18 protein-coding genes are annotated in these 18,761 nt (G+C 45.2%); 7 read left to right on the forward strand and 11 right to left on the reverse strand.

The window, feature by feature from the left end:
* Positions 1–15: 15 nt before the first annotated feature.
* The 6 genes from mltG to AM1_RS00200 all read right to left on the reverse strand — a co-directional run bounded on the left by mltG (position 16) and on the right by AM1_RS00200 (position 7,321).
* On the reverse strand, positions 16–1,116 hold the full coding sequence (gene mltG, locus AM1_RS00175; RefSeq protein WP_012160744.1) for an endolytic transglycosylase MltG: 1,101 nt from the start codon (positions 1,114–1,116) through the stop codon (positions 16–18).
* A 28-nt stretch (positions 1,117–1,144) separates the two neighbouring features.
* Entirely contained in the window at positions 1,145–1,699 is a 555-nt protein-coding gene (locus AM1_RS00180) for a DUF3727 domain-containing protein (protein ID WP_012160745.1), read from the reverse strand.
* 124 nt (positions 1,700–1,823) lie between these two features.
* Positions 1,824–2,258, reverse strand: coding sequence for a Holliday junction resolvase RuvX (gene ruvX / locus AM1_RS00185; protein ID WP_010477919.1), 435 nt, complete (start codon positions 2,256–2,258; stop codon positions 1,824–1,826).
* 5 nt (positions 2,259–2,263) lie between these two features.
* Positions 2,264–3,478 (reverse strand): GNAT family N-acetyltransferase, encoded by a 1,215-nt coding sequence (locus tag AM1_RS00190; RefSeq protein ID WP_012160746.1) that lies wholly within the window; start codon positions 3,476–3,478, stop codon positions 2,264–2,266.
* A 236-nt stretch (positions 3,479–3,714) separates the two neighbouring features.
* Positions 3,715–4,881 (reverse strand): hypothetical protein, encoded by a 1,167-nt coding sequence (locus tag AM1_RS00195; protein ID WP_012160747.1) that lies wholly within the window; start codon positions 4,879–4,881, stop codon positions 3,715–3,717.
* 649 nt (positions 4,882–5,530) lie between these two features.
* The gene (locus AM1_RS00200) at positions 5,531–7,321 is read right to left on the reverse strand and encodes an iron uptake porin (protein WP_012160749.1); all 1,791 of its coding nucleotides are present in this window, start codon (positions 7,319–7,321) and stop codon (positions 5,531–5,533) included.
* A 933-nt stretch (positions 7,322–8,254) separates the two neighbouring features.
* Here AM1_RS00200 and AM1_RS00205 point away from each other — a divergent pair.
* From AM1_RS00205 to AM1_RS00230, 6 genes are all read left to right on the forward strand, one after another.
* Positions 8,255–8,920, forward strand: coding sequence for a HEAT repeat domain-containing protein (locus AM1_RS00205; protein ID WP_012160752.1), 666 nt, complete (start codon positions 8,255–8,257; stop codon positions 8,918–8,920).
* On the forward strand, positions 8,910–9,593 hold the full coding sequence (locus AM1_RS00210; RefSeq protein ID WP_012160753.1) for an SDR family oxidoreductase: 684 nt from the start codon (positions 8,910–8,912) through the stop codon (positions 9,591–9,593). Before AM1_RS00205 ends, AM1_RS00210 begins: the two co-directional genes overlap by 11 nt.
* A gap of 48 nt (positions 9,594–9,641) precedes the next feature.
* Positions 9,642–9,911, forward strand: coding sequence for a hypothetical protein (locus tag AM1_RS00215; protein ID WP_012160754.1), 270 nt, complete (start codon positions 9,642–9,644; stop codon positions 9,909–9,911).
* Positions 9,912–9,989: 78 nt separating this feature from the next.
* Complete coding sequence (gene tsaE / locus AM1_RS00220) at positions 9,990–10,478, forward strand: tRNA (adenosine(37)-N6)-threonylcarbamoyltransferase complex ATPase subunit type 1 TsaE (protein ID WP_012160755.1); 489 nt, start codon at positions 9,990–9,992, stop codon at positions 10,476–10,478.
* A gap of 49 nt (positions 10,479–10,527) precedes the next feature.
* Positions 10,528–11,088, forward strand: coding sequence for a DUF2062 domain-containing protein (locus AM1_RS00225; RefSeq protein WP_238549124.1), 561 nt, complete (start codon positions 10,528–10,530; stop codon positions 11,086–11,088).
* Positions 11,089–11,377: 289 nt separating this feature from the next.
* A complete protein-coding gene (locus AM1_RS00230) occupies positions 11,378–13,810 on the forward strand; it encodes a GAF domain-containing protein (RefSeq protein ID WP_012160757.1) in 2,433 nt (810 codons plus the stop codon).
* A 92-nt stretch (positions 13,811–13,902) separates the two neighbouring features.
* Here the strand turns inward: AM1_RS00230 and AM1_RS00235 are convergent, their stop codons facing one another.
* The 4 genes from AM1_RS00235 to AM1_RS00250 form a co-directional block, all read right to left on the reverse strand.
* Positions 13,903–14,667, reverse strand: coding sequence for an SDR family oxidoreductase (locus AM1_RS00235; RefSeq protein ID WP_012160758.1), 765 nt, complete (start codon positions 14,665–14,667; stop codon positions 13,903–13,905).
* Positions 14,668–14,798: 131 nt separating this feature from the next.
* A complete protein-coding gene (locus tag AM1_RS00240) occupies positions 14,799–15,098 on the reverse strand; it encodes an SH3 domain-containing protein (protein WP_012160759.1) in 300 nt (99 codons plus the stop codon).
* A gap of 192 nt (positions 15,099–15,290) precedes the next feature.
* Complete coding sequence (locus AM1_RS00245) at positions 15,291–15,902, reverse strand: hypothetical protein (RefSeq protein ID WP_238549125.1); 612 nt, start codon at positions 15,900–15,902, stop codon at positions 15,291–15,293.
* A gap of 569 nt (positions 15,903–16,471) precedes the next feature.
* Positions 16,472–16,780: an SH3 domain-containing protein gene (locus AM1_RS00250; RefSeq protein WP_041658422.1), complete on the reverse strand. Its 309-nt coding sequence runs from the start codon at positions 16,778–16,780 to the stop codon at positions 16,472–16,474.
* A 238-nt stretch (positions 16,781–17,018) separates the two neighbouring features.
* Between AM1_RS00250 and AM1_RS00255 the strand changes: the two genes are divergently transcribed.
* Positions 17,019–17,528: a PH domain-containing protein gene (locus AM1_RS00255; RefSeq protein WP_012160762.1), complete on the forward strand. Its 510-nt coding sequence runs from the start codon at positions 17,019–17,021 to the stop codon at positions 17,526–17,528.
* Positions 17,529–17,540: 12 nt separating this feature from the next.
* Here AM1_RS00255 and AM1_RS00260 read toward each other — a convergent pair whose 3' ends face one another.
* Positions 17,541–18,758, reverse strand: a complete 1,218-nt coding sequence (locus AM1_RS00260) for a DUF790 family protein (RefSeq protein ID WP_012160763.1) — start codon at positions 18,756–18,758, stop codon at positions 17,541–17,543.
* Positions 18,759–18,761 lie beyond the last annotated feature (3 nt).

An 18,761-nucleotide genomic window follows, 5' to 3' on the forward strand; every position in this document is an offset into this window, starting at 1 on the left:
TTTCAGTAGGACGAACTATAGATTTGTGGAGTTTTGCTTGGCATCTTGTTGATCACGAATTTTGGCTTGAGCTCGCAAGTGCTCAGTCAAAGTCCGGCTAAACACATGGGTTCCATCATATCGAGCAACAAAATACAGAAAATCTGTTTTCTCGGGAGAGACAGTGGCTTTAAGACTGGCCAGTCCTGGGCTAGCAATCGGCGTTGGAGTTAATCCGGCATTGATGTAGGTGTTGTAAGGGGAGGGAGTTTCAACTTGGGCATAAGTGAGGGGTTGGTCAGGGGTTTGAGTGATTCCTAAACCATATTCAACTGTCGGATCAGACCCTAAGGTAATATTGTCCCGTAACCGGTTCCAAAACACACCAGCAATTCGAGCCCTTTCTTCGGCAACCACTGACTCTTTTTCAACAATGCTGGCCAAGGTGACCCAATCATCTAAACTTAAATCGGTATAGCCGGTTCGGTTCTTATAGACTGGCAAGGCAGACGCTTCAAAATGGTTCAACATCACACCAATTACGGCCTCAGGGGTGCGTTGATCAACTGAAATTTGGTAGGTATCGGGAAAGAGATACCCTTCCAGGAAGGGAATGTCCTCAGGTAACCACGGGTAGCGATCACGAGGGATATTGTTGGTCGCATCCAGAAACTCTTGAGCTGAAAACCAACCTAACTCTTCAAAATAGTTAGCCATCTGCTTTTGGGTCCAGCCTTCTGGCACGGTGAAGCTAACCTGCTGGACCTTTCCAGACCAGATCGTTTGGGCGATATCAGCCATAGAAGCTTGGGGCGAAAGCTGGTAGGTTCCCGCATGGAATCCACCGGAAGATTCCCACAAGCCTTGCCATCGAGTCCAAACCTTCCAGGCAGTGATTGAGCGAATTAGTCCTGCTTCTTCTAAAATCTGACCGATTTCGTTAGCAGATGCACCTTCTGGAATTTGGACCTGAAGTAACTCTTGCGAGGGTTGAGCGTTCTTCTCAACAGGTGCGATCGCAGATTGCCACCAATACCAACCTCCCCCTCCAACGCCACTGGCTATCGCAACAATGGCAACGACCGAGGTTATAGCCAATTTGCGGAAAGGAAATGATTTCTTTTTGTTCACATTCAAAAGCAGACGTCGTCTATTAAATCAGCAGTTAGTCTAAATCGTCCATTAGACGTTCCTCCAGCAGAGGTTGAAGCTTGGGTTGAAGAGCTTGGAACTCTTGAGGAGAAAGCAGCTCCGGCTGCATATTCTCACGCAGTCTAACAACAAACAGCACTGGATCTATTGGAGTATAGATCGAATACTCTTGTTCCTCCTCAAAAAAAGTCGCTAAGAGTTGATATTCCTCTTGCTCAGAAATCTCATCCCCCTCCTCCATTTCCAAAACCAGAATTTCTTCTTCATCAATATCCGGAAGATCACCTTCTACGGTTAAAGACAAGGCACTTCGCTTCAATTTCAAGTTCTGTTCGGATAATACAGCTTGAGCCGTGGGGAATATCTTCGCCAGCTCTTGTTCTTCTACAGGCTGGACAATCTCATCCTCTTCATCGGTAACAACCCAACCAAAAATGTCTACTGGATAATCGACAGGGTTCAGGAGAGCATATTCTTCTTGATCGATTGGCACAGATACTTCAACGAAGCAGGTCAAAGAACGTCCTGCTTCATCCATCAACGTCACCGTAGAACGGTCCATTTCCATGGGTATTTTACCTCTACTCCCCAGATTACTGGTCCACCATCAGGACCCATAGGCTTAAGTTTAGGGGGTAATGGACTTAATAGGCGAGAAAATTAAACGAAAAAACGAAATAGTGGAACCTAGTCTAGGTCGAAGATAGCCATGGTTTTTGATCCAGCCAACGTTGTAGAATCAGCGCGGCCGCTTTGCGATCAATCATTCCCTTTTGTTCGGCTGGATTGATACGCTGTTCACGCATCATGGACTCAGCCTCATGGGAAGTCAATCGTTCATCAATAAAATCCAAAGGTAGATCAAGTGCTTTAGCAATCCGCTTGGCTAATTTCTGGGTCTTTTGGGCTTGAGTTCCCACTTCACCCTTCATCGTATAGGGCAGACCCACGACCAAGGTTTTAACCTGGCGGTCCACCACAATTTGCCGCAGTATTTCCATGTCTTTGGTAAAAGACGTACGTCGAATCGTGGTGAGTCCAGTGGCAATTAAGCCCGTGCCATCACAGCCAGCAACTCCAATCCGACGATGTCCTAGATCTAATCCTAACGCAGATATTCGCTGCATACCGGTTAAAATTCTGACGGCCAGGGGCGCTGATTTCGCTTCGAAGAAACCTGTTTATTCTGACTCGTGGTAGATCCTTGACAATGACGTTTGCCAACAACAGGGGTCCGAGTGAGCCAATAGGTCATGCGGCCAGGGACTGGCTTATGATTGGGCTGCAACCCTTGCAACATATCTGACAACTGCAGAGTTTCAAAAGAAATAGAACGAGATTCTCGTAATTTATGCCAAACGGAACGAGACATCATCAAGGTTTGCTCTAAATCTTCAGCGCCAATTTGCTTTAGATATTCTTCCCGCTCAGGTTGGTAGTCCGTTGAGTCTAAGCACAACGGAGCAGAAGGATAGGCCTGTGTCAACTGTGCCATATGGGCCAGCAACTCTGGGTACAGCCAAGTATAAGCGGGATGAACCGTAAGCCGGGCTTCATGGGGGTACGACCCATTTCGGCACAGCTTCATTTCAAAATAGCCAATGGCAGCCTTCCGTTGGGGCTCAAAGACATAGGCTTTGACCAATTCTTTGGGGTCTCCCCAAACCTGAATCCCCGCCAACAAAGAGTCGACTAAATTCGTTTTAAAGTCCTGAATATGCCGATCAAACACTTGGCGGACCAAGGGAGGCATCGATGCCGTATCAAGCTGGTATAGCAAAGAAGCATCTGCGTTATTGACAGGCAAGAGGTTCGGCAGTACGGGTTCTCGTTTCGCTAGACAACTCAACTGTTCAGGAGCCAGGGACCAATAAGTAATTTGGGCGAGGGGCTGAAACCCATTATGGCGATATAGGGCCAGCGCTGCGGATTGGCTTATATTAATCTCAGTCAACCAGGTGCGAGCTTCCCAAATATTTTCCAGGCAATATCGCAATAACTGCGTCCCCACATCTTGCTGACCAACAGCAGGTGAAACACTGACTTGATCAAACCGCCAGGTGCTCCGGGAATGGTTAAAGGGTGAAACCTGAACCACTCCAGCTAGTTCATGAGTTTGTTCCCAGACATAGGTGCGTTGCTGATCGGATAGGCGGTTGGGAAACAGCCTCAACAACTTCAATAATTCAGACCAGCGCTGAAGCTGCAGTAACTGCCGTTCATGACCGTAGAAGGTACCAATGCTGGATTGATCATAATCATCCACCAATATCCGCTTGATCGCTTCCAGATCGCGGTACTGGACCGGACGAATGATGGGTTCTAACTTTGGAGCTACTGTCGTCATACGAGTTGCTAAGCTTGCAGAACTAATTGTCCAGAGAGAGCGTGTGGATGGACCAACTGAAACCAGCTTGCTAATTTACTCACTAGGATACATACAAGTTATACAAATTAGCTTGAAGAAGGAAATTTAGGGTATTAATCTCACTCTATGGTATCGGATCTCTCTCCAAAACGGGGATAGAGGCAACAAGTTTTCAGACTTTTGTCAAGGGAAAATCCCTGAACAGAACGTAACCCCTAAGACTGATTGGGGCGAATCAAGACAACAGGGGTTTGCTCATCAGCATTACCCGCAGGATTACTCCGAAGTGCTTCTTCAATCAACGGCAGCGGGGCACCTTGGGTCGCAGAGAGAATCTTTACTCTCTTGAGATCATTCACATCGACAATCGCTGCGGCTAAACCAGTTTCTGCCTGAATTTGGTCAACCACTTTTTGCGGATCGTCTGGACCTAACACAATAAATTGATCAAAGGGCGGCAGGGTACCCGTCACATCATCGATCAGTCGGGCCTGTTCCCCAGCCAGGCGATAAAAGACCCCTGCTTGTCCGAATACTTTTGCGATCGCACCCACCACAAATGCTAAGAAGACTCGCACTGGCCCCTCAATATTGACCAGGGTTTGCATACCGCAGGCCGTAGCCAAACTCGATGTCGGTAAAAAGAAATAAACTAATCGCTGGGCCACCCAGCCAGGTTTAATCGTACTGGGATGGAAAATGCGGCCTTGCATAATCGCTACAGGAGTTTCGCCGATGGTGACAATATCACCTGGCTGGGCGTGGGGACTGACATAACGGCGGACAATGTCAGGGCAGGTATCCAGTTGAGTCAGCAGATGGGTGGGAACAGGTAAGACTTGCCCCCCTGCAACCGAACGCCACTGCAACGCTTCCTGGGGGTCAGGGAAGCGAAGAGGAACCACTTCATGATGGGTATTCTCAATACGGCCTTTTGGGCCATAGGACACGTAGTTGACCCGCACCCAAACCGCTTTGAGTTGAGTCAGGTCAGGTCCGGTGATATCTAGCTTAATTTCAGCAGAGGTTTGGTAGCGTGACTTAACAATATAAGCAAACCAATACCCATCTTCGCGGGGTTCAGCATCGGGATGCTTGGGCACCACCTTGATTTTGTAATCAATCTCGTCCAGACTCCCCTTCGATAAAAGGGTTACATCCACTGACAATTCAGGGATCATTACTTCTAACTTACGGGTGGGGTTAAAAAAGGTTTGCTCCCCTACCAGCTGATAATGCTGGGGTTCTCGACTTTCAAATTGCCAATTTCCTGGCAAGGCGTCTAAGGCATTCCCCTGGCGACGACGATGAGTCCACTCTAAGCCTCCCCAAGCGATGAGAAGGACTGCAACGATACCAATTCCAATGCTTTCGATGATCATTCCGTATATTGAATCCTTACCTTGAGACTCCTGCAAGACCTGGCAATTACTTGATTACTTTATTTTCACTAGAAAAAAGTATCAAACCGAGATGATCATGCCATATGGCTGACAGTTCGGCACTTATTTCAGCTAACTAGAGTTTCGATAGACCGATGGGTTTAGCACAAGAAATCAGTACCGCCGATGGACAACACCATCATTTACTGAAGTTAATACTCTCTACAGCCCATACTTCTCAGAAATAAACTTACCTTGCAAATAGCCTCCTATCCACCTAGAAACTTCTATACTCATAGGTGAAGCATAATATGCTTCCCTGGCAGATAAAGCAGCCAAATTCAAATCCATAAAAGAGGTTAAAGAGCTGTTGATAAAAACGTCTGTCTCGTCAAATCAGAATAACACCCAATTCTGGCGTTAAACATCCTTAAATGTAGCGATGGGAGATAGGTCTCAAAGGGTAATTCCTAAACGGGCTAAAGTCTCTAAATACTCTTTATTGATGTGAGGAAGTCATTAAACGACGGATTCTGGGTGTTATTTGCTTTTAAAGATGTTTTTTGCTGGTTTTTCAATTCTTTGCCAATGCTAAGCCCCAAGCTCTGCTTAGAGAACTTGGGGCTTAAGGTTAGTCTAATTCTCTAGATTAGAACTTAAAGGTGGTTCGAATGACTGGAATAAAGATAGGGTCATTCGAAGAAGTGTTGTTGGCATTGAAAATGACAATTAATCCAGGTGAGATCTTGATATTGTCATTGACCTTAAACTGATACTGTGCTTCAGCAGTAAAGTTGGAAGAAGTCCCATCATCAATGTTTAGATTACCACCATCGATAATGTAAGGCTGCTGACCAAACGATAGGGAACCTCTGCCACCTTCTAGGAGCAAGTCAGGGAAGACGAGGTTAGCGGCCCAAGTCAACAATTTAATTTGAGAATTTGCAATATCAGGAGTACGGGCTAAGGTTAAACCACCCCAACCAGACACATGAAACCCGTCAACAACTCTGGCATTAAATGAAAGGCCAAAGTTATCAGTAATGGTTTCCAGTCCATTGAAAGGATCGGAAGTATCACCACCTAGAGCTAGGCCACCTGTAAGAACTGGCGCATCTCCCGTATCGGATGTGATGTCAACATTACCCGCTGTGTACTCGTTACGAGAATATTGAACACCAATACCGATATCATCGGTTGGATTAAAGCCAATCTGGGCAAACACCCCATACGTGCCATTTTCAAAATCAAATAAACCGTTGTTAGCACCATTACCCGCTGTAGTGGCAAACTGGGCATCATCAGCTGCATAGACAACAGAGAGATTGACCTTTTCGCTGACATCATAGACAGCACTGAGGGTCGTTCCTCCTGGTCCCCGCTGCGTTAGTGGGTTGAAACGGAAAAAGCGAGATAAAGCACCACTACCACTACTCTTCAAGAAGGGGTTAAAGGTTTCGACATCGTCCTTGTAGTCACCACCCACAATCGCAATTTTGAGCGTTAGATCCTCAGCTGGCTTAAAACGATAGTTAAGCTCGTCTAGGATGACCGTATTGCCAGCAGGGTCATTTTCATCAAAACCAAATCTGGCTAAACTTGTCCCTGCAGAACCGAATTCATCTAGTTCAGGAATATCAGCGGCTTCTAAACGTACACGAAGTCGATCAGTACCACTGAAGCTAGCATCAAAGTTCAGGCGAGTCCGGTAGCCAAGAAAGAAACGGTCTTCAACAACAACACCATTGTTTTGGGTGTTGCCAGTATCCGTATCTACCCCCAGGATGCTGTCTAAGGGATCATTATCTCCATCAAATACAAAGGCAGATCCGAAGACGACTTCACCATTAAGTTTCGCAGTCGTGGAAAATTGCTGCGCTTCGACTGTGGCCACACGAGCTTCTAAACCATCCACACGTCCGCGCAAAGTAGCCAGTTCAGCAGCGAACTCATCTTGAAGTGCTTTGAGTGCGTCCAGATCCTCTTTAGTTGCAAATCGATTGCTGAGGTTATCTAAACAAGCATTGACAAGCGCAGCTGCTTCTCGACGAGACATGGCCCGGCTGGGGCGGAAAGTGCCGTTAGGGTAACCGGCGACACAACCATAACGCTCAACTAGAGACTGAATAGCTTGAAACGCCCAATCGTCGGGCTGGACATCAGACAGCTGGGAAACAGAGGTAACCTGAGCTAAATTGTCGTCTTGAGTCTCGCTCATCAACTCTGAAACAGATGTGGTAGGTACATCAGCATCAGCTAGTACTAGGGGCTCAGAAGCCTCCACTGCCTCAGTGTCTAGTTGCTCGACTGCAGAAATTTCAGGTACAACTTCCTCAGTCAATTCTAGTGACTCGGCTGCGATCGCAGTCGTCGGCAATAAAAGAGCTAGGCCCACTAAAGCAGGGTTAATCAACCCAAGCTTACGCCAAATCATTGACATATAAATTATCTCCTCACACTAAATAAAAATAGCCAAATTGGCTACTTGAGATGGAAACAGGCTTCGAACAATATCTTCAGCCTGTACATAAAGGATAAGAATTTGAACACTTGAGGTTTTAGGAACTCATCGAAGATGGTTGACGGTATAATCAATCACCTTCTAGTCTTCAAAACGCTTATCCATACCTTCAACCTTGATCTTTACCAGCAATCAATACCATCAGAGAAAAGATAGAAACAACAAAGACTAGGTTAAGGAAATAACACCAAAGGTATATCTCTCCTAGATCTTTGCTTGGGTTGGTATGTTGACAGTTTCCAAACTTACACAAGCAGTTTCAAGAACAGCAATTTACCGAACAGAACAGTCCTACATGAATTTATGCAATTCATACTTTTTGTATTGGGCATTCAGGACTATTTTTCGATAACACTGAGTCTAAGTTACATCCGTTCTGGAGTAGGCCCAGTGGTTTGTGCTAACTGACACATAGAAGCTGTGATCCAAAAACAATATTGATATTCATCATCAATCCTCCCACAACTAGCATCTAAGTAATCAAGGTGGCTTTTGGCCTAATTGCATAATTAAAGCTATTAGTATCCTTAATATGCTCAAATAAGAAAAATCTATGGAGCATATCTGGATACACAGACCTAAAACAGTGTTAAACAGTTATTTCAGGTAAACTTAGCTGTTTAAGTTTGCGAATTAGACTCATCAAATACTATCAGCTTGTTGAAACTATTTTCAATAGTGATCAAGAAATTCACTTCAATTTATCAGAATCTCTGAGATCAGAGTCTGGTAAAGGCACAGACAGATTCCCAAGGACAGCTAAAACCCGCTATTCACCTAACCCAGAAGAGAAGCAGGAAATTTGGCCCATTCTCTTTTAAAATTTGAGTAACTGTGAATACAGAAGGTTCTATGCCCCATCCCCGACTTCAAGAATTGACCTTGAAGTTAAAAAGTGAAAACGCTAGCGATCGTCTGTTAGCATTGGTGGCCTTAAGAAGTCTCCCCAGCGCTGAAACATTCCCGTTGATCAAACCGATGCTGTTTGACGACTATTTACCCGTTCGCTCCATGGCCATCCGTTCGTTGATCCATCACCCTTCAGCCGAATCGGTATCACTTCTGGTACAGCTATTAGACGATCCAAACTATGAAATCCGGGCAGGTGCTGCTGGAGCCCTAGGACATGTCGGTGATCATGATATTGTTCAAGCCCTGTCTAGAGTTTTCCTTGAAGATACCGAGTGGCTGGTGTGTTTTAGTGCTGCCGTTTCGTTGGGAAACCTCAAGGATCCAGGGGCCTACGCCGTGCTCCTCCATGCCCTAGACCATCCGGAAACGATTGTGCAGCAAGCTGCGATCGCAGCCCTGGGAGAAATTAAAGCCTTCGATGCCCTAGAATCCCTCCTCCCCTTTGTTCAAGCTGAAGATTGGATGATCCGTAAGAGTCTCGCTACTACCTTGGGTAACCTTCCCGGTCCAAAAAGCATTTCAGCGCTGAAATACTTAGCCAAAGACGATAATCCTCAGGTTGCAGCCGCAGCCACTGTCGCCTTAGAGCTGATACATGAGCCGTAAAATTGTCATTACCGGGGTCACCCAGGGACTGGGGGAAGCCCTCGCGATTGGGTTTATTCAAGCAGGGCATACCGTATGGGGTTGCGGTCGAACCACTGCCTCTATTAATCATCTGGCTCAGCAATATACATCCCCCCATCATTTTTCGACTGTTGATGTTGCCCAAGCCCAGCAGGTTCAAGCTTGGGCCAACCAGCTTTTGCAAACCGATGAACCCCCCGATATCGTCATCAATAATGCAGGGGTCATCAATACCGTCGCTCCTCTATGGGAAGTGCCCGAACCAGATATTAGTGATGTATTGGATGTCAACGTCAAAGGCACCATCAACATCATTCGTAGTTTTCTCCCTAGCATGAAAACTAAAGGCCAAGGGATCATTATCAATTTCAGTTCTGGATGGGGACGGTCAACGTCCCCTGGTGTAGCCCCCTACTGCGCATCCAAATGGGCGATTGAAGGTCTAAATCAGGCTTTTGCCCAAGAAGTTCCTCCCGGCATCGCCACAATTGCATTGAACCCGGGCATCATTCATACTGAAATGCTGGAAACCTGTTTTGGTCAGCAAGCCCGCAGTTATCCCTCCCCCACCGCATGGGCACAAAAAGCCGTTCCATTTATTCTGGGCCTTTCTGAAAACGATAACGGTCAAGCCTTAACTGTCCCGCAATAAGGTTTTGGTATTAAATTCGGTTTGCAGGTATATAGAGGGAGATATTCGATGGAGGAGCTAGTCCACTTAACATCAGCAGGTAACACCTATGGAGGCTGCTTATTAATATTAAAAAATGAGGGTTGTCACCTATCTTCACAAGACTTTGGTAAAGACGGATTAATTTATTGGGCTGAATACAAAGGCAACACATTTGCGGCTAATTCACCTGTTGAGTTACTAGGTCTTTTTACTTTATGGAAAGAACTTGGGAGTAACTGGAATTATCCTAGCTTAGACATCTGGGACGAAATTGAAGAAGTAATTGAAGAATCTTAGTCTTTTTTTGTGATATTAAAGCACTATGTCAATGAAAAATGCGATTCAAAAGCCTTTATTGTGTAGATAATAACAAAAATGGCTAAAATTCCCTTAATTCTTTCAAATTTAGAGATGACTCAAAAGTTAGGGGAAATCTTAGGTCAACGTTTGCCAGCAGGTAATGTCGTACTCTTAGAAGGTGATTTGGGAACCGGTAAAACATCCCTGATTCAGGGATTAGGGAAGGGACTCGGTATCTCTGATGCGATCGTCAGTCCTACTTTCACATTAATTAACGAGTACCACGACGGACGAGTTCCCCTATACCATCTAGACCTTTACCGCCTTACCCCTCACCAAGTGGATGAACTCTATCTCGAAACCTACTGGCAAGGAATTGAAGTGCCCCCCGGAATTGTTGCCATAGAATGGTCTGAGCGCCTTCTGCATCGACCGTCTAGCTATCTTTTTATCAAGTTAAGCCACCAAGAAGAGTCTAGACAAGCAACCTTGCAAGCGGTTGGATCTGATCAAGACTTAGACCTAGAGCAAATACCATCAGCCTTGAATTCTACTTCAGCCTAGTACTCAATGCGGAATGGGTTAGTTATATTGGGCTGAGAGAGAAAAGCCCTTGAACAATCTTCTTGTGCGGCTACAACACCGTATGCGCCAGCCCCATCAACGCTCCCATCGAAAACGTTTCTTACGACGCACTAAGTTTCATCGCAAGAAATTAACCTGGAAACGGCGAGGGCGATATTTATACCTGCGGTTTATCCGATTACAGGGAAGCCCAGATGCGATCGCACGGGGACTATCCGTTGGCGCTTTTGCGGGCATGTTTCCCATTTTTGGATTTCAAATTATTTTTGGCGTTTTCCTCGCAGCCTGCGTCCGGGGAAACAAATTAACGGCAGCAGCAGCAACTTGGATTAGTAATCCTTTCACCTATTTACCGCTATTTGCCTTTAACTTCCATCTGGGTCAATGGCTTCTGCAAGCCAATGAATTTGACTTCGATCAACTCCAAAAGCTGGATTGGCAAGGACTCTTAGCATTAGGGCCTGGCTTTATTGCAACTTGGTTTACTGGGTGTTTCGTTATGGGATGTCTGGCCGCAATCATTGGCTATCTTCTGGGTCTATGGTTGATTCAACATCTAAGGAAAAAACATCGTTCTCAGCGCAGCTAATCCCTTCTTTTCTTTAAATCTATGGACTATATCCAGCCAATAATAGTCACAATATTTTGAACATGAATGACTGGATTATGGATTCCAGCTATCGTAGGAAAATACTTTACTGATTGCATTTATTTTCTTTCATCATAAATAAAACTCACAATTGCGCCACTAGAGGTTACTGAATGTTGCAAAAGCCTGAGTAGATTAGAGGGATACATCATTCAGGTTTGAGAACGAACTGAAACATTAAAAATTTGAAGATACAAAATCTGCACCTTTCAACCATGAGGTTTGCACAGTGACGCCGTCATCTCTTCCACCATCCAAACCCGAACAATCCGAACCCGAACAGATAGAATTTTCGTCTTTATCCCCTTCAGAAATCTCCATCGATCAACCCAAAACAAAAAATACTGGTGCGAACCAAGAGTATCTAACCTCCATCAAAGCCAGATTAATCGCTTGGGGAATTGCCTTGAGTACATTACCTGTCTTAGCTGTAGGCACAGCAACCTACCTGACCGGTGAAACACTGAACCAGCAGCTCAGCGCCAATCCCGAAATCACCACCAGCTGGGATGAAGCCCAATCCACGCTTCAAAATCGAATTCCCCCTCTATTGGTAGGGACTGGAATCGTGGCAATCCTGTCGGGGGGCCTTGCCGTTTGGTTGATCAATCGTGAATTACGTCCCCTTCGTCAAGCTGGTCGGCATTCAAATCAACTCGTTAACCGGTTGTATCGCTTAGAAACAGGTCCTGAAATCGAGAGTGAACCCAAAGATGAGCTTTTAGCGCTGGCCAACAATATCAGCCTAATCGATGCTCAAATCCCCAACCTGATCCATTCTCAAGAACATGAAGCGGCTCGAGCAGAACTATTGATGCAGTTCATTGGTGAACTCCATGTCGCTCTATCAGAAGAAGACTTATTAAAAACGACCGTCGCCGAAGTGCGCCAAATCTTACAAACCGATCGAGTCACCATCTTTGCCCTCAACAATAACGGTGAGGGTACCTTTGTCGCCGAATCTGTTGCCCCAGGTTATCCCAAGTTACAGTGGTCTACCCTACATGACCCTTGCTTTAACGAAGGCTATCAGGAGCAATATCGTCAGGGACGAGTCAGTGCAATTGACAATATTTACAATTCAGGACTGAACGACTGTCATATCGGTTTGCTAGAGCGTTTTGCCGTCAAAGCAAACATTGTCGCTCCCATTCTCCAAAACGAGAATTTGTATGGCCTGTTAATAGCCCATCAATGTGCAAGACCCAGGGAGTGGAATCAATCTGAAATCGGCCTGTTTAAGCAATTAGCATTGCAAGTAGGCTATGCCTTAGACCGGGCTAGAGTCATGAGCCATCTCGATAGCCAAGTCAATCAATTGCAGCAGTTATTACACTTTACGCAATTAATCCGAGAATCATTACACACAGAAGAAATCCTGACAAATGCGGTTCAAGAGAGTCGCAAGGTTCTTAGAGCAGATCGGGTGATTGTTTATAGTTTCGATGAAAACTGGCAAGGCACTGTTGCAGCAGAAGCAGTCCAGCCAGGTATCTCCAAAATGGTGTGGGCCGAAATCTCAGACCCATGCTTTGCAAACAAATACGTTGAGCAATATCGACGGGGACGAGTGCAGGCGATTAATAATGTTAATGATGCTGGACTGACTGAGTGCCATGTTCAACAGTTGGAAAAATACGGCGTACAAGCCAACTTAGTTGTTCCTATTCTGGTGGGAGAATATTTGTTTGGTTTACTCATTGCCCATCAATGCTCTGGCCCCAGAATATGGCAGTCCTCTGAAATCGATCTTTTTACTCAAATTGGCGTCCAATTGGGCCATGCGTTGGAACAAGCCAACGTTCTCACCCAAACAGAGCAAGAATGGATTGCCAATACCTCTCAAATTGATATAGATAATCAGCAACTTACGAACTTAGAGCAGCAACTTTCAGACTATCTACAGGCAAATCGCCCTAGCATTCAATTTTTAGTGGATGGGGTCCATCAACATACTGAAACGGCTCAGTCTGCCTATTCCCATTTACAAGCCATCATGGATTTTGCCCAAGAGGTTAACACCCTTACTCGGCAGATTCAGTCTCAAAATCACCAGATTGTGACTCAAGTCGAAATAGCTCAAAATCATCCCCCCCACCTTCCACCCGCCGCTCAATCCGCCATCACTCAACTTCAAGAACTGGAGAAACCCTTACAGCAGCTTTCTCAAATTCGCATATTAGTCAATCAACTGTCCTCCCAGATGCAGCTACAGGTGATGAATATCACAGCAAAAGCACCTCAGGACTCAGAGGCCTATCCTGAATTATCTGGTTCAGCCCAAAAGATCAGCATTGTCGCTCAAAAGATAGAAGACAATTTGGCCCAAATGAAGCCAATACTAGAGTCTTTGCAACGAGATCTGCAACAAAATACGGCTATTCTAAAGCCCCTAGCCCAACAAACTAGTACCGTTTCTACAGAACGATTTAGATCTGAGCAGCTATCCTCTAATCTAAATACTGAGTTGGCTCAGCTCAATGATCAGATGAAGAAACTGACTCAGCTCGTGAGTAGCCATCTGCAAACATCTTCCACCGCAAGTCATCAGATCTTTGAATTGAACCAGTTTCTGCAGCGTCTTGCACCACAAGCCCAATCGATGCAGGCCTCTATCCAAAAGATGGAAACAGCAGTAACTCCTGAACAATCTCCAGGTTGATTCAGGCGTGTGTGCAAAGAATCAACTGATTTTGCAGCCCATTGAATGAACTGCCTCTATCAATGGCTCATGCCAAAATATGTCTGCTTCCATCACAATCCAGGGGTGGTTTGGGCAAAAAGGGCGGCAAAATCCGAGGTGGGAGGAGCTTCTTCCTCCTCACGGGTCACCACATCAAACGCTTTATTCTGAGCATTCGATTCGAGTAGAGCCTGCACCACCACTTCAGCCACATCCGCCCGAGGAAGCTTGTGGGGCATATTGCGATCAGGGATAAAGAATGAATCATCTTTCCCCACAATAATTTCACGGCGTCCCCCTGGCTCATCGATTAATCCACCTGCCCGCACAATGGTGTAGGTGATACCAGAATCAATAAGATATTGTTCAGTTCGACGTTTCCAAATTAGGACTTTGCCGTTACCAAGGGTATTGAGGTAGTGGTTTTCATCGGTTCCTCCCATGGAACCCACAATGACGATATGCTTTACGCCTGCCGCCGCCGCCGCATCAATCACATTTCTATGACCGTTATAGTCGACATCTTCGGGGTAGCCTCCTTGAGGAAATTCAAATTCGGGTCTTTGGCCGGGCTGAGGTGGACCTTTCATCACGAGTACGGAACTGGATAGAATCACCAGGGCATCACACCCTGCGATCGCAGAATCAATACTGGCACGATCTGTGACATCTCCAATCACCACACCATCCAAAGAGCCCAGCTTTTCCTGCGCCTTCGCTTCAGAACGGGCAAAGCCAACCACTTCAAATTCATCTGCACATTCGCGGAGTTTTTGCACCACAATGGATCCGGTCTGTCCCGTTGCCCCTGTTACCAAAACTTTTTTCGTCGCCATAGCTTCTGACTCTATCTATCAAAGAGTGTTCAACTTGTTTCTCCTTGACTTTATCAGAAGCTGATCAGCAGATTCGTCTCATTTCTTCACCAAAGGCGAATCTGTATGATCAACACGAAGAAGTTATTCCATTAGTGTCCTAGTGGAGAGATAAAGTCTCCTCGAATCCAGCCTTCGGCACCTGAAGCAAATCTGACGTAAAACCAAGCGTATCCATCATCCCCTACGACTTGATTAATAATCCAGACCTGATCGCCCACCAATCCATAGTGTGGAGAATAGGTAGCAGTACTAGGTCCAGAACGAACATTCACACGGCTACCTGGTTGAGAACCTGCAAGAACTGCTGGTTCAGCAACGACTGGAGTCGCAGCCATAATAGTCAAGAAAGAAACTGAAATAGAAGAAAGAAGATATCGGGTTAGTTTCATTAATTTAAGTAATAATTTGCATGTGTCTACATACCACTAGGCTAAAGACAAACAGCACTTTTATCGTCAGTATTTATTCTGATTTTCAAGTCAATTATTCAAGTATTAATAGACCAAATTATTTAATCTAAAAGTATTTCAGCCAATAACAAACACAAGCTGAAATACTTTTAGGATATTTATTTTTCTGATCTATCTCAACTCAGTCGGCATCACTGTAGATATAGCCGCTTCACTGAGCACTAGTGAGGTAACCTCTAGCACACTATTTATATTCTCTTGGGCTTCTACCTGACTCGTCCTTTTAAAAAAGTCGTTGGTATGGGGCCATAGGAATACATTAAACTTTCGATTCCCTAATTTTTGTCGATATTTTAAGGTTCGCTTTGTGGCCAAGCTCGTCACGGCATTTAGCCTATCTGCCAGTCCCATACAACGACGTAGGGTTGTGGGAGTATAGCATTGCACATCAACCTGATAGCAGCCTTGGGCTGGAACTTGCCTAGCTTGAAACGGCTGAATACTACAGTAAATGGGTTTGTCATAAGCTGAGCGCAGTTCAGCAAAATCCTTAGATGAATAATGCTTAAAGTAATGATCATCTACCTGAAGACCATCTGTATGCTTTGCCTCATTGATGAGTTGTGATACCGATAGCGATCGCAACTGTGGTGACTGAATCCACACCACAGGCTTCAGCTGATTTTCCCGAGCCGCCTGACTGACTTTTTGTTGGACATCATCAGAGACATTTCGATAGTCCAGAAAAACAACTTTATAGTTTTGTTTTTTGATCTTGGCCATCGCCTCAGTCAAAGTATTTGAAGAAACGTGGTACCGAATTTGAGGCTGCGAGAGCCATGTACCTGTTGGTGCAGCTTGGGAGACCTTAGGTACTGCCAATAATAAAGAAGAAAATAACAAGCTTTTTAAGATTAATTTAAAACTGGACATCAGCCTATAAATATTATATAATTGGTTATCATTACCAGACTTATAAAAGTCAGTTACTCCCTAATTAACTCAATACTTTTTTACTCATAAATCAATTAGATTTCTGAGTAAACAGCAATCAATAGATCATAGAGATATGTATGAAAGAGTCACCTAATCTCTTTCTGTAGAGTGGCGGGGAAATTAGGTTTAATCAATCATTCGGAAAAATCTAGAAAAGACATTACTGGATATGTCTAGGAATGATTCATCATTCCTATTTTGATTCTTATCCCTTTAACCAAACGAGACTTATATGTCTTAACTAAGGATTAAATCATCCAATCATATCCTTTGTCTTTGGTCTTCTTGACCTGAACAAGAAAGCAGTAATAATTCGATATAGTATTACCTAAATCGAATCATTACTGGAAATGAATTTAAAATCTACGGGGCTGTTGTACCTGAACAAAATCACCCCGAATCCAACCTCGGGCACCCGAGGGGAATTCAACGTAGTACCAGTAATAGCCGTCATTACCTGTCGTTGAATTAATAACCTGTACACGATCGCCCACCAATCCATAATGAGGGGAATAGGAAGAGGTGCTAGGAGCAGAACGCACATTAACTCGACTGCCTGGTTGAGCACCCACCAAATAAGCAGGTGCAGCTAATGCTGGAACTGCAGCTAGGATAGACAAGAAGGTTATTGAAGCAAAAGAAAGGAGAGATCGGGTAAGTTTCATCTACTTAAGAAAAAGTCTTCATGTGTTCACGTTCTTCTAATTTAATCCTGAGAAAAAAAGACGTCGTCAGTGAGAATGCGTAATTTAGCTATAATCGGAGCAGCGAGTACCTAAGTAGCGAACTTTTTATTATTTTCTGGTAGATAAATATTTTTGCGATGTAATTCGTTTAAATATCTAAGTTTTAGGTACTCAATCCTTTCAGGTGGACAAGTTTTTCTAAGTAGAGGTGATAAAGATGGATCTTGCCAGTACAAACTACCCAGCACCCTGGGGCGTTTCCTTAAAAGCCATCTCTGGGGGCATAACACTATTGCTTATTGGCATCGCAGTTATTGGTCTACTCACAGGACCCAAAAGCAACTGGATTTGGATCCTTAGTATGGTCGTCATCCCTCTCGGTATCGTGTTCATCACTGCCCTGTTTACGGTCCGAGGCTATGCCCTGACCCCTGATACCTTATTTGTGAAACGCCTCGTTTGGAATACTGAAATACCCTTACAAGGTTTACAATCCATTGAAGCAGATTCTAATGCCATGGAAGGATCGATCAAAACGATGGGCAATGGGGGATTGTTTAGTTTTTCCGGCTCCTTTCGAAACAAACGATTGGGGGCCTACCGCGCCTTAGCAACGGACATGCGACGATGCGTCGTTCTTAAGTTCGATCAAAAGGTGATTGTCATTACCCCAGATCACCCCAAAGACTTCGTTGATCAGGTCAAAGCGTTAAAAGGTATGGCATAAGACTGGCTTAGCCTAATCCTCTAAAACTTGCAGTACCGCTTTAGGTACAAGCTTATCTTTGAACCAGATTAATCGAGCGGGCGTATTATTAAAATTGACGCCTGCTTTATCCAGATTGAGCCGTTCTGAAATCGCTAAAATTAGGTCTGATCGATCCGCCTGTCGAACCTGAGAAAACTTCTTTTTCAAATACTCAGGTCGCCAATATCCCACTATTTCTAAAAGGAACGTCCGACCATCCGGGTGAACAAGGCGAAAGTCTGGAATCATGACACTTCCTGGAATGGGAATCAGATCAATTTCTCGTTCTAGTTTCCAGTCCGTTTTGGTTTTCTGCCAACGTTCAGCAAAGCTGGCTTCGAGCATACTGTCATAGGGTTTACCCGGTGGATAGTGACTGACCAAACCACATTCAGAATCTAGGGCAAATCGACTGGTTCGCTGTTTTTTGGAATAGGTGTCTTTGTTGGTTAAGGTTGCGGTTAAGCTCCATTTTGTGACATGCAATAGCGCGGGCAACAACTTAGCCAAAGCTAAGCCATAACGGGTACTGGCGCTAAACACACTGGCGGGGCCATCGATCTTGAGGGTAAACCCTTGATCCGCATCGCCCTCAATGTAGGCCATCAGGCTAAACAATTTCAGGTAGCGAAATAGGAGCTTATATTCTCCGGGGTCATTGCGATGGGCATTGATAATGATTTGAGTGGCTTTGTAAAAAACGCCTTGAACCTGAGACAAGTTATAGCGATGGAGCAACGCCTCCGGGGTCGGGGCATCGAAGGTTGTCAAGATTTGATTGTCGGGTCGATCGGCATACAGCCCTTCTCGGATCTGAATCGCGCTAACGTCTCGGTCTAACTCCTGGCTCAAGTGAACCGCTAGTCGTTCTAGGGTTTGGGTTGTTGCTTGGGGACTGGGTACGGTCTGGGCCGACAGGGTAAAGACCCGTTGCCGTAGCATGGGTGGATCGAGAGGGCTAATGACATCAAAGGTGGAAAAGCCACTGGATAAGAGATGGGCCAGTCCTCGCTTCACTCGGTAATCCGTTCCGTCTCCTTCCAGATCTTGGAGCCGCTGATTTAATTCACCTCGGGTTTGATTGCAGGCCGATTTGAAGCAGTCGATCGCTTCGGTTGCGATCGCAACATTCCCTGCATTTATTGCCAACCGTTTCGGGACAAGCGCTTCTCCCTGATAGCGGTGCATCAATAGGTCTGAGGGCAACATGTC

Source organism: Acaryochloris marina MBIC11017, from assembly GCF_000018105.1.
GTDB classification, from domain to species: domain Bacteria; phylum Cyanobacteriota; class Cyanobacteriia; order Thermosynechococcales; family Thermosynechococcaceae; genus Acaryochloris; species Acaryochloris marina.